The organism is Flavobacterium calami (assembly GCF_038290035.1).
In the GTDB taxonomy this organism is placed as follows: domain Bacteria; phylum Bacteroidota; class Bacteroidia; order Flavobacteriales; family Flavobacteriaceae; genus Flavobacterium; species Flavobacterium calami.
The window spans coordinates 290,152-302,524 of record NZ_JBBYHS010000002.1 but is presented as its reverse complement, the minus strand read 5'-3'; the positions used below and the strand labels follow the sequence as shown (position 1 = coordinate 302,524).

General features: G+C 34.6%; 9 protein-coding genes and 2 tRNA genes. 4 read left to right on the top strand and 7 right to left on the bottom strand.

Annotated features, from left to right (window positions below):
• Positions 1–39: 39 nt before the first annotated feature.
• From aqpZ to AAEO57_RS02870, 3 genes are all read right to left on the bottom strand, one after another.
• Positions 40–747 carry an aquaporin Z gene (aqpZ, locus tag AAEO57_RS02880; RefSeq protein ID WP_341689334.1) on the bottom strand — a complete coding sequence of 236 codons (708 nt, stop codon included), beginning with the start codon at positions 745–747 and terminating at the stop codon, positions 40–42.
• A gap of 30 nt (positions 748–777) precedes the next feature.
• Entirely contained in the window at positions 778–1,134 is a 357-nt protein-coding gene (locus tag AAEO57_RS02875; protein WP_341689333.1) for a DoxX family protein, read from the bottom strand.
• Between the two features lie 76 nt (positions 1,135–1,210).
• Complete coding sequence (locus AAEO57_RS02870; protein WP_341689332.1) at positions 1,211–2,113, bottom strand: EamA family transporter; 903 nt, start codon at positions 2,111–2,113, stop codon at positions 1,211–1,213.
• Between the two features lie 180 nt (positions 2,114–2,293).
• Here AAEO57_RS02870 and AAEO57_RS02865 point away from each other — a divergent pair, with 180 nt between their 5' ends.
• Entirely contained in the window at positions 2,294–3,013 is a 720-nt protein-coding gene (locus AAEO57_RS02865; RefSeq protein WP_341689331.1) for a DUF4369 domain-containing protein, read from the top strand.
• Positions 3,014–3,158: 145 nt separating this feature from the next.
• Here AAEO57_RS02865 and AAEO57_RS02860 read toward each other — a convergent pair.
• Positions 3,159–3,229, bottom strand: a tRNA-Gln gene (locus AAEO57_RS02860).
• Positions 3,230–3,335: 106 nt separating this feature from the next.
• Positions 3,336–3,406 (bottom strand) — tRNA-Gln (locus tag AAEO57_RS02855).
• A gap of 246 nt (positions 3,407–3,652) precedes the next feature.
• On the opposite strand from AAEO57_RS02855, the gene AAEO57_RS02850 reads away from it, so the two are divergent.
• Positions 3,653–6,931 (top strand): glycosyltransferase family 117 protein, encoded by a 3,279-nt coding sequence (locus AAEO57_RS02850; protein WP_341689330.1) that lies wholly within the window; start codon positions 3,653–3,655, stop codon positions 6,929–6,931.
• 92 nt (positions 6,932–7,023) lie between these two features.
• A complete protein-coding gene (locus AAEO57_RS02845; protein WP_341689329.1) occupies positions 7,024–7,662 on the top strand; it encodes a polysaccharide deacetylase family protein in 639 nt (212 codons plus the stop codon).
• A 15-nt stretch (positions 7,663–7,677) separates the two neighbouring features.
• On the opposite strand, the gene AAEO57_RS02840 is transcribed toward AAEO57_RS02845, so the two are convergent.
• Complete coding sequence (locus AAEO57_RS02840; RefSeq protein ID WP_163407737.1) at positions 7,678–7,980, bottom strand: thioredoxin family protein; 303 nt, start codon at positions 7,978–7,980, stop codon at positions 7,678–7,680.
• 72 nt (positions 7,981–8,052) lie between these two features.
• Positions 8,053–9,288: a metallophosphoesterase gene (locus AAEO57_RS02835; protein WP_341689327.1), complete on the bottom strand. Its 1,236-nt coding sequence runs from the start codon at positions 9,286–9,288 to the stop codon at positions 8,053–8,055.
• 191 nt (positions 9,289–9,479) lie between these two features.
• Between AAEO57_RS02835 and polA the strand changes: the two genes are divergently transcribed.
• Positions 9,480–12,317, top strand: coding sequence for a DNA polymerase I (gene polA / locus AAEO57_RS02830; protein ID WP_341689324.1), 2,838 nt, complete (start codon positions 9,480–9,482; stop codon positions 12,315–12,317).
• The last annotated feature ends 56 nt before the right edge of the window (positions 12,318–12,373 follow it).

Genomic DNA, 12,373 nt, shown 5'->3' with positions numbered 1-12,373 from the left:
GCTTGATTTTCTCTTTTTAATTTTAAAAAAACAAAAATACTATTCTGGTTCATGATTTTGCAATACTGTTTTATAGATAAATCCTGCAACAATGGCTCCTAAAATCGGCGCTGCCCAAAACAGCCAAACCTGCGACAAAGGCTCTCCACCTGCAAAAACAGCTTGCGACAAGGATCTGGCCGGATTTACCGAAGTATTAGTAATGGGAATACTTATTAAATGGATTAAGGTTAATGCTAATCCGATTGCAATTCCGGCAAATTTTCCGTTTGCAAATTTATCTGTCGCTCCTAATATTACCAACAAAAAAAACAGTGTAAGCACAAACTCGGCAATAAAAGCAGATGTTATCGAATATCCATCAGGCGAAAAAGCTCCAAAACCATTAGAAGCAAAAGCACCTGCCTTCGTATTATCTATAACATTTCCGGCTTTACCGGACCAGATAACAAACAATGTTCCTGCTGCAGCGAGAGCACCTATACATTGCGCAATGATATACGGAATCAAATCTTTTATCGAAAATCTCCCACCTGCCCATAACCCAAAAGACACAGCCGGATTAAAATGCCCTCCCGAAATATGCCCTACAGCATACGCCATCGTTAATACCGTCAAACCAAACGCTAACGAAACACCTGCAAATCCAATTCCTAATTCAGGAATTCCGGCTGCAAAAAGGGCGCTTCCGCATCCTCCAAAAACAAGCCAATAGGTTCCAAAAAACTCTGCAAATAATTTTTTCATAATAAATAATTTAAATTAAATGGTTAATAGTTAAAGGGTATATTGGTATGCCCACAAAACCAATAAGAGTTGTAGCGGCATACGTAACAATAAAATCCATTTTGGCAAACCAAAACTTGCTTTTCTGTTTTGATACATGTAAATATTTGCAGGAAACACAGCAATCAGAACAGCTATGATTCCCCAGGCAGCAAAATGTTTCGAAAACGGAAAAGTCAGGAGAAAGCCTAAGATCACTTCGGCAGCTCCACTTAAAATATTTAATAATTTGGGATTCGGAAAATAAGACGGAATGATTTTAAGATACACTTCCGGTACCCTGAAATGATTGATTCCGGCAATAATATATAAAAAAGCCATTAAATATAAATGCCAAGGTAAATCCATGTAAATCAGAGTTTAACACGAATTTAATAAATTTTTAAAAACCACTGCTTATAAGTATGATTTTTTTTACAAACAATTACAAATGAGCGTCTTTTCTAAAATTAATATTCATTAAAATAATTGCCAAAATAATAAGCACAATACCAACCCATTGCAACAAAATCACTTTTTCGTTTAACAATACAAAAGCCATAGTTACTGAAACCGGAAGCTCAAGTGCAGAAACAATACTTCCCAAACCAATTCCGGTTGATGGAAAACCTGCATTCATAAGCATTGGCGGAATAATCGTTCCAAACAACGAAAGTACAATTCCCCATTTCATAAAAATTGAAAAATTGAAAGGGGTATTTTGTGTAGCCAAAGCAAAAGAAAAAACAATAACAGCGCCGCCCAAAAGCATGTACAAACTACGTTGAGCAGATGAAATTCCAACAGCAACACGATTGGCTGTAAACATAGTTGTTGTAAAAGATGCCGCAGCCAGAATCCCCCAGCCTATTCCTCTCCAATCTAATTCGACATCATTATTTATAATATTAGTTGCCAGCACAGTTCCGCCAAGCACAATAAAAACAGCAATTATTTTCTGAAGCGAAGGGATTTTTTTTTCTAAAATCATTTCGAGCAAAACTCCCATCCAGACAGTCTGCATCAACAAAACGATTCCTATAGAAACCGGAATATATTTTACAGCCAGATAATAAAATAAGCTGGTCATTCCCATTGAAGTTCCTGCAAACATTAAGTTAAAAATATTTTTGGATGTAGCTTTTACCACATTGTCTTTATGCTTTACTTTTTGAAAAATATTAATCAACAACAAACCCAAAATACCTAATATAAATTGAGAGCTAGTCACTTCGGCTGTTGTAAAACCTTCATCATAAGCCATTTTTACAAAAGTAGCCAGCATACCATAACTTGTAGCCCCTAAAGCCACCAGAAAAACACCTTTCAGTACATTCTTTTGAGACATTAATTTTATTTTAAAATTTAAGCCTGCAAAGATAACACTTAGTTTTTTGTCGATTATTTAAAAAACAGAAATGGCAAAACTTTAACTTAAGAGGGCTTTAATATTAATTTCTGAAAAATTAAACCTCCAAACTCCTCCATTTAAAAAATTTCTTTATTTTGCACCAAAATCTAAAAAACAATGAAAAAATTAATTGTTGCATTTATTGCAATTGCCTTAGTAACTGTCTCATGTGATAAAAAAGAAACGACAGACGGTTTACACCTTACAGGAAATGTAAAAGGGTTAAAAAATGGAACTTTATACATCCAGAAAGTTGTTGACACTGCCCTGGTAGCCATAGACAGTATTAAAATTGAAGGCAACTCTGCTTTTGAAACCACTATAAAACTTGAATCTCCGGAAATGCTTTATTTATTCCTCGATCGAGGAGTTACCAATTCACTAGATAACAATATTATGTTTTTTGCTGAGCCCGGAAATATCAACATCGAAGCCAACCTTGATAATTTTATAAATGGTGCTAAAATTACGGGGTCAAAAAATCAGGAACTTTATGAAGAATACCAAAAAGTAAACTCTCGTTTTAAAGACGAAAGCCTTAATTTAATTGAAGCCAAGTTCAAAGCATTAAAAAGACAAGATCAAAAAGCAATTGACAGCATTACGGCAAAAGGCGAATCAAACACAAAACGAAAATATCTATTCGCTACAAACTTTGCTATCAACAACAAAGATCATGAAATTGCCCCATATATTGCCTTAGCAGAAATCTATGACATCAATATCAAATTTTTGGATACCATTCAAAAATCTATGACTCCTAAAGTTGCAAATTCGTTCTATGGTAAAAAACTTACCAAATACGTAAACGACATTAAAAAAGAAGAAAATAAATAATTAGATATATTTTAATCCAACTAAAAGGCCTGAAAATTTCAGGCCTTTGTCATTTTTAAAAATCTCAGAAGAAATCGTTTTTTCAATTTACTGTAAAAAACAAAATCCTGTAAACATTATGTTCACAGGATTTTTTTATTACTTGTTGGTCTACTAGGACTCGAACCTAGAAAGACGGCACCAAAAACCGTAGTGTTACCATTACACCATAGACCAGCAATGCTGTTAAGCGGGTGCAAAATTAAAAATTTATTTAATTTACACAAATTTTTAAAGAAACTTTTTCAATAAAAAAAGCCTCTCATTTCTGAGAGGCTTTCTGTTGGTCTACTAGGACTCGAACCTAGAAAGACGGCACCAAAAACCGTAGTGTTACCATTACACCATAGACCAGCAGCGCTGTTAAGCGAGTGCAAATTTAAGCCTTTATTTAGTTTATACAAACTTTTTGACCAAAAAAAATCATTCTTATACTCTTTTTTCAATATTAAACCCTACCAAAACATCAAAAACATCTCAAAAACAACAACTTACTTTTCTTAAATACTTTTGCAGAATTTTTTGTTAATGCTCGTTTCTTTACACAAAAAAACATTTTCTTTGTAAGATAGAAAACATTCAAAATTTTAACACCCAAATATGGCACAATTCAATTTCAATAAATGGAATACAATTATTGGTTGGTTTGCATTTGCAATCGCTTTAATTACTTATACACTAACTGTTGAACCTACCATGAGTTTCTGGGATTGCGGTGAATACATTGCTACCGCAGCCAAACTTGAAGTTGGCCACCCACCCGGAGCCCCTTTATTCCAAATGATGGGAGCTTTTTTTGCCATGTTTGCAATCGACAATCAACATGTAGCATTAATGGTAAATATGATGTCTGTTTTTTCTAGTGCTTTTACTATTTTATTCATGTTCTGGTCATCCTCTATGATTTTGAAAAAAATGATAGGTCGATTTACCGAAATCAATCAAAATAATTCAATTGTAATTTTAGGAAGTTCTTTTGTCGGAGCTTTAGCATATACTTTTTCAGACAGTTTTTGGTTCAATGCTGTCGAAGCCGAAGTTTACGCTATGGCTTCATTGCTAATTGCATTGCTTTTCTGGCTTGGATTGCGTTGGGAACAGGATATGGACAAACCAAAAGGAAACAAATGGCTATTAATCATTTCTCTTGTTGTGGGCCTTTCGTTTGGAGTTCACTTCATGGCCCTGTTAACCATACCCTCAATAGGCTTTTTATACTACTTTAAGCACTACGAAAAAGTTACCATAAAAAACTTTATTATCGCTAATATAGTTGTTATTGGAATTTTGTTATTCATTTTCAAACTGCTTCTACCGCTAACCATGGCTTTCTTTGGAAAAACAGAAATTTTCATGGTAAACAGCATGGGTCTTCCTTTTAACTCAGGAACCATTTTCGTTGCTTTGCTTTTTATCGCTTTCTTTTATTTTGGATTGAAATTCACCAAACAAAAAGGACTGATTTTCTATAATACTATTATTCTTTGTATCTTATTTATTTTGATTGGTTTTTCTACATGGATGATGTTGCCTGTACGCGCAAATGCCAATACGGTTATCAATGAGAACAAACCATCAGATGCTACAGAGGTTTTGGCTTACTATAATCGTGAACAATACGGAGTCAATCCTTTATTTTACGGTCCACAATACACTGAAGTTTTTGCAGGATTAGATGCCAAAAACCCTTATTCGGACAAGGCACCAAACTACGAAAGAGACTACAAAACAGGCAAATACATCATTACCAATAATTATAAAAATGCAGATCAAAATTCTGATGACAACCAGAAAACAATTCTGCCTAGAATGTGGAGTACCGAAAATGGTCATATCCAAAACTACATCAATTTTACAAATCCTCCTCAATTCAAAATAAACCCAAACTATCCTTATGAGGAAGATTTGGCAAAATACGGAATTGATGCAGAACAGTTAAACGAAGAAGAATACAACAAAGCTATTGCCCAATTACGCAATGAAGTTGAAAAAACCGTTCACGAATTCAGACAGGCTTATGCTCAAAAACAAATCGATAATGAAGGATATGTAAAATTCCTGAGAAGTTATGGCGATTATTTAATTATCGAAAAACCATCGACTGTTGATAATTTCAGTTTTATGTTTGAATATCAGTTCGGATACATGTACTGGAGATACCTGATGTGGAACTTCGTAGGAAGACAAAGCGATGTTCAGGGAAAATACGACAACTTAGACGGTAACTGGATAAGTGGAATCAAAGCCCTTGATTCATTACATTTAGGCTCACAAGACAATTTACCGTCTGATGTATTAAACAACAAAGGCCGAAATGCCTATTATTTCCTTCCTTTTATTTTAGGCTTAATCGGACTGATGTACCACGCTAACAAAGACCTTAAAAGCTTTTATGTGCTTTTAACGCTATTTTTATTTACTGGAATTGCACTGAAAATTTACCTTAACGAAAGACCTTTTGAACCTCGTGAAAGAGATTATGCCTTAGTAGGTTCATTTTACGTATTTGCCATCTGGATCGGCTTTGGCGTTTATTCACTATATGAAACCATTCAGAATTATCTTGCTCCAAAAATTGCCGGTCCGGTTATTATAGCCGCAAGCTTATTAGCCGCTCCTGTTTTAATGGCTTCTCAAAACTGGGATGACCATGACAGATCAAACAGATACACTGCTGTTGCAATGGCAAAAGCTTACCTCAGTTCTTGTGATAAAGATGCCATTTTATTTACCATCGGAGACAACGATACGTTCCCATTATGGTATGCACAGGAAATTGAAGGCATTCGAACTGACGTAAAAATCGTAAACACAAGTCTCTTCATGACTGATTGGTATATCGATCAGATGAAAGCCAAAGCTTACGAATCAAACCCTCTGCCAATATCATTTACGCACGATCAATATGTAGGAGATAAACTGGACTATGTAGCTCATATCCCAAAAGTAGAAACCCGATGGAATATTAATGATTTTATCAGTTTTATCAAAAACCCAAAATCAACTGTTCCTTTGCAAAACGGACAGATAATTCATTTTTTTCCAACAAATAAAATCAGGATTCCTGTTGATAAAAACACAATTATCAAAAACAAAGTAGTCAACCCAAAATACAATGATTCTATTGTACCTTACATGGATATAGATATCAAAGGAAGTGCTATTTACAAAAATCGCCTGATGATGTTAGACATTTTAGCAAATAACAACTGGAAAAGACCAATCTATTTCAGTGGTGGTGCTTTTGACGATGAAGATTATTTATGGCTAAAAGACTATTTGCAGCTTGATGGAATGGTATACAAATTAGTCCCAATTAGAAACGTTCCTTCAAAAGACGGAGGACCAATGGACATGGGACAAATTGATGCAGACAAAATGTACGATATCGTAACCAAATGGGATTGGGGCAACAGCAACGGTAATATTTATCACGATCCTGAAACCAGAAGAAACAGCATCACTTATCGTACAAACCTTTCCCGTTTAATGAATCAGCTTATTGCTGAAGGCAAAATAGATAAAGCCAAAAACATCATCAGTCTGGCTATTACAAAAATGCCGTTGGACAAATTTGGATATTATTCTTTAGTAGAACCTTTTACAGACGGCTATTATAAAGTTGGCGAAAAAGGAAAAGCACAGGATTTGCTTAATAAACTGGTTCAGAAATACAAAGATAACTTAAATTATTATGCTACGCTTAGCCCTACAGATCAATCTGATTTAGCTATTGACATCATAACAGATATTGAACGTTACAGAAGCCTTCTTCAGGTCATGAAAACAAACAAAGACCTTGCTTTTTACAACAATCACAAAAAGACTTTCAACACTTATGTAAATGTTTTTGAACGTTTTGGAAGAGAAAAAGAATAATATACGAAAAATATAGTAATTAAAAAAATGCGGTGCTGTTAGTTAAATAGCACCGCATTTTTTAATTTTACATATCTCTAAATTGTTTCAAAATGAGCTTTTATTGGGTAAAAACAAATTCATTCATAAAAAGGATATTTTCTAAATATTGTTGGGATATTCCGAACAAGGAAAAGAAAATATACCTCACTTTTGATGACGGCCCTACTCCTGAAGTAACTGACTGGGTTTTATCTGAATTAAAGAAATTCGACGCAAAAGCCACCTTTTTCTGCATCGGAAAAAACATCAATGCCAATACATTTTTATTTGAAAAATTAATCGCTGAGGGTCATTCTATAGGCAATCACACCATGAACCATTTAAACGGATGGAAAAGCCACACAAACGATTATATTGAGAATGTAAAAAATTGCGCCTCTATTTTAGCTAATGAAAAAAAAATGAATGGCTTATTGTTTCGTCCGCCTTACGGAAAAATCAAAAAAGCACAATCTAAAATTCTACGAAGTTTAGGCTATAAAATAGTAATGTGGGATGTTCTGAGTGCCGATTTTGATCAAAGTATCACTCCTCAAAAATGTCTTGAAAACGTAACTAAAAATGTAAAATCAGGAAGTGTAATTGTTTTTCATGACAGTATAAAAGCATCGCAAAATTTAAAATTTGCGTTACCTAAAACTTTAAGTTTCCTAAAGGAAAATGGTTTTGTATTTGATGTTGTCCGTTAAAAAACTTTGGATTAATTATGAACCAAACTGTTCCTGAACAATCCCAATTATTGTATTGGCATCCAACTCACCGGACTGTCTCCAGATCATTTGCCCTTCTTTATAAATCATCAGTGTCGGAAGCCCTTTAATTCGTAAAGCTTCAGCTAATTCCTGATTTTTATCTACATCAATTTTAATTACCTTGGCTTTATCACCAAGCGCTGCTGCAACATCCTTAATAACAGGGTGCATTAAAACGGATGATTCGTTCCAGTCTGTGTAAAAATCGATCAACACAGGTACCTGAGCGTTTATTAGTTCTCCAAATTTTGACATAAAACCAAAAATTTAAATTTTTAAATCTGCTAAAAAGAGATTTCATTATACAAATGTAGCATTTTTACCGAATTAAGCCACATTGTTACCTTTTTTTAGTTCAATAACCGTGATTTCAGGCATAATTCCAACCCGACCCGGGTAAGCATGAAAACCAAAACCTCTGTTCACATAAACATACCTTCCTGCGTTTTCATAAAGTCCTGCCCATTGCTTATAAATATATTGTGCCAGACTCCATTTGAAATAGCCCGGAATCTCAATACCAAACTGCATCCCGTGTGTGTGTCCAGACAATGTTAAGTGAAAGTTCTTAGGATGCTCTTTAATTTCATATTCCCAATGGCTTGGATCATGACTCATTAAAATCTTAAAATCATCCTGAGCTACATTTTGAGAAGCCTTATTCAAATCTCCCGCTTTCTTAAAATTTTTACCCCAATTCTCTACTCCAATCAAAGCAATTTTATCATTCCCTTTTTGAATATAAGTATGCTCATTAAGCAACAACTTAAATCCAATTTGGTGGTACAGGTTTTTTATTCCTAAAAAGTTTTCGTCTTTTTCTTTCTCAGATGGCCAGCTCACATATTCACCGTAATCATGATTCCCTAACACCGAGAACTTACCGTATTTATACTCTTTAATTCTGTTGAAAGTATCCAGCCATGGATGCATTTCTTTTGCATGCGTATTAACAATATCTCCTGTAAACAGAATCATATCTGACTCCTGCTCATTTATCAAATCTATCGCATAGTTTATTTTTTCAGGATTATCAAAACTCCCACTATGTACATCAGAAATCTGTGTAATTTTAAATCCGTCAAAAGCATCTGGTAAATCAGGAAAAAAAATGGTTTGTTTTATCACTTTAAAATTATATTTCCCTTCAAAAATTCCGTAAATCAGAGATAAAAAAGGCACAGCCGCCAGTCCTAAAGCCAATTGACTTATAAATTTTCGCCTGTCGGGCATCATTTCCTTCCTTGGTGCATTGTACATGAAATAATTCAGAATACTGGCTCCGATTCTAAAAATATCTTCGCCAAACATTACCAAAGTAAGTACAATTTTTGGCACATAGACCATTAACATTAAACCCATTGTAAACATGGTGTATTTGGTTTGCCCAACAGAACGGTCAAATTGCGTAAAAGAATACACGATAAACACCAAAAGCAGCACACTTATGACCTGATAAGCAATTAAAGCCCATCTTAATTTAATCAAAGTCCGGAAAGCCTGGTAAGAATAAAACTCAATAAACAGAAAAAGAGCACAAAGAATTACAAAACGAAGAATCATTATTTACAATTTTAAACAAAGTAACAAAGAATGGCGTTTTTACAGTCGCATATTATCAAAATTTTAACTAGAACCTATAATGATTTTAATGTGATTTCAATTTTAAATTTAAAGATCAAACCACACATAATTCAGATACAAATTAGTTTTTAAAAGCCAATTGCTTATTTTTACAGACTAATATTTATTTTATGTCAACTCAAAAACGCCTTTTTCTTCTAGATGCTTATGCACTAATTTTTCGTGGTTATTATGCTTTTATAAAGAACCCGAGAATCAACTCAAAAGGAATGGACACATCTGCAATTATGGGTTTTATGAACTCATTACTAGATGTTATCAAAAGAGAAAAACCCGATCATTTAGCCGTTGCTTTCGATAAAGAAGGAAGCCATGTCAGAACAGAAATGTTCGCAGAATATAAAGCCAATCGTGATGCAACCCCTGAAGCTATCAAAATTGCTATTCCGTACATTCAGGAATTACTAAACGCTATGCATATACCAATTATTGAATCAGCAGGCTGTGAAGCCGATGACTTAATTGGAACAATCGCAAAACAAGCTGAAAAACAAAATTATCAGGTTTTCATGGTAACCCCTGACAAGGATTTTGCCCAGTTGGTTTCAGAAAATATTTTCATGTACAAACCAGCCCGCATGGGTAACGGAATCGAAATTTGGGGTATTCCTGAAGTTTTGGCTAAATTTGAAGTAGAAAGACCAGAACAAGTAATTGATTTTCTTGGAATGATGGGAGACGCTGTAGACAATATCCCGGGATTACCAGGTGTTGGTGAAGTTACTGCAAAAAAACTCCTGAAAGAATTCGGTTCTATGGAAAACCTTTTAGAAAACACTCATTTACTAAAAGGCAAAATGAAAGAGAATATCGAAGCCAATAAAGAAAAAGGAATATTATCTAAAAAACTGGCCACAATTATTACAGATTGTGATGTAGTTTTTAACGAAGATGATTACGAGCTTTCACGCCCTGACATCGAAAAAACCGATGCTATTTTTCAGGAATTAGAATTCAGAAGAATGGCTGAACAGTTTGATAATTTATTTAAAACAGACGGAGCACAAACCGCAGCTCCCGCTTCGGATGCCAGATTATACAAAAAAGCTACAAAAAACGAAGATCAATTCGACCTTTTTGGAGGCGGAGGATCTACCGAAGATAGTCCTGAAACTGCAAGAACTTCATTTTACAATACTTTAGAAAACACAGAACATTCTTATCAGACTATTCAGGGCGACTTAGGAATTAAATTGCTTTTGCAGAATTTAGAAAAACAGACTTCTGTTTGTTTCGATACAGAAACCACAGGAATTGACGCTTTGCATGCAGAACTGGTTGGAATGTCTTTTGCTTATGAAAAAGGAAAAGCATTTTATGTTCCATTTCCGGAAAATCAGGAAGAAGCTCAAACTTTAGTCAATAAATTTGTTCCGTTTTTCGAAAATGAAAACATTGAGAAAATTGGACAAAACTTAAAATACGATTTAAAAATCCTATCTAATTACGGTGTTACTGTAAAAGGGAAACTTTTTGACACGATGATCGCACATTATCTGATTAATCCGGATATGCGTCATAATATGGATATTTTAGCTGAAACATATTTGAAATATTCTCCAAAATCAATTGAAACTTTAATTGGCAAAAAAGGCAAAAATCAACTTTCAATGCGCAATGTTCCTTTGGAAGATATCAAAGAATATGCTGCCGAAGATGCTGATATTACTTTACAATTAAAAGAAATCTTTACAACTGAATTAGACAAAACCGAAACCAAAAAGCTGTTTGATGAAATCGAAATTCCATTGGTAAGTGTTTTAGCCGACATGGAAACCGAAGGTATCCGTTTAGACGTTGAGTTTTTAAAACAGATGTCTACTGAAATGGATGTCGAAATTAAATCTTTAGAACAAAAAATTTACGAAACAGCCGGTGAGAAATTCAATTTGGCTTCTCCAAAACAACTAGGCGATATTTTATTTGACAAACTTAAAATTGGCGGAGCAAAACAAAAGAAGACTAAAACGGGTCAATATGCGACCGGAGAAGAAGTTTTGACTTATCTGGCTAATGACAATCCGATTGTAAAACAGATTTTGGATTGGCGTCAAATGGTCAAATTACAAAGCACTTATATTTTAGCTTTACCGGAACAAGTTGACAAAAAAACATTACGTGTTCATACCGATTATATGCAGACGGTTGCTGCGACTGGACGTTTGAGTTCCAACAACCCAAACTTGCAGAATATTCCAATTCGTACCGAGAGAGGGCGTCAGATCCGTAAAGCTTTTGTGGCACGCGATGAAAATTACACTTTAATCTCTGCCGATTACTCTCAAATTGAATTACGCATTATTGCAGCTTTGAGCGGAGAGGAAAACATGATTAAAGCTTTTCAAAATGGAGAGGATATTCACAGGGCTACAGCCGCTAAAGTTTTTGATGTTGCTCTTGAAGAAGTTTCCCGTGAACAAAGAAGCAACGCCAAAACGGTAAACTTCGGAATTATCTATGGTGTTTCTGCTTTCGGTTTGAGCAATCAAACTTCGTTATCCAGAAGTGAAAGTGCCGCTTTGATTGACGCTTATTACAAAACATACCCACGTCTTAAATCATACATTTCAGAACAAGTCGAATTTGCACGTGAAAAAGGTTATGTACAAACAATTTTAGGCCGCCGTCGATATTTAAAAGATATTAACTCTGCAAATGCAGTAGTAAGAAGTGCCGCTGAGCGAAATGCTGTAAATGCACCAATTCAGGGAAGCGCTGCCGATGTAATTAAAATTGCAATGATCAACATTCACAAAAAGCTTCGTGATGAAAACTGGAAATCTAAAATGCTGTTACAAGTACATGATGAGCTTGTATTTGATGTACATAACGACGAATTAGAAAAAATACAGCCTATGATTAAGCACGAAATGGAAAACGCCTTTAAAATGACTGTCCCGCTAGAAGTTGAACTTGGTTTAGGGAAAGACTGGCTAGAAGCGCATTAAATACGAATAAAGACAACATTCTTTTATAAAAAAATCCATTCGGTTCGAATGGATTT

Coding starts and splice junctions, on each gene's coding strand:
- aqpZ (WP_341689334.1), bottom strand. CDS start 747: ATGAAAAAATTATTTGCAGAGTTTTTTGGAACCTATTGGCTTGTTTTT.
- AAEO57_RS02875 (WP_341689333.1), bottom strand. CDS start 1,134: ATGGATTTACCTTGGCATTTATATTTAATGGCTTTTTTATATATTATT.
- AAEO57_RS02870 (WP_341689332.1), bottom strand. CDS start 2,113: ATGTCTCAAAAGAATGTACTGAAAGGTGTTTTTCTGGTGGCTTTAGGG.
- AAEO57_RS02865 (WP_341689331.1), top strand. CDS start 2,294: ATGAAAAAATTAATTGTTGCATTTATTGCAATTGCCTTAGTAACTGTC.
- AAEO57_RS02850 (WP_341689330.1), top strand. CDS start 3,653: ATGGCACAATTCAATTTCAATAAATGGAATACAATTATTGGTTGGTTT.
- AAEO57_RS02845 (WP_341689329.1), top strand. CDS start 7,024: ATGAGCTTTTATTGGGTAAAAACAAATTCATTCATAAAAAGGATATTT.
- AAEO57_RS02840 (WP_163407737.1), bottom strand. CDS start 7,980: ATGTCAAAATTTGGAGAACTAATAAACGCTCAGGTACCTGTGTTGATC.
- AAEO57_RS02835 (WP_341689327.1), bottom strand. CDS start 9,288: ATGATTCTTCGTTTTGTAATTCTTTGTGCTCTTTTTCTGTTTATTGAG.
- polA (WP_341689324.1), top strand. CDS start 9,480: ATGTCAACTCAAAAACGCCTTTTTCTTCTAGATGCTTATGCACTAATT.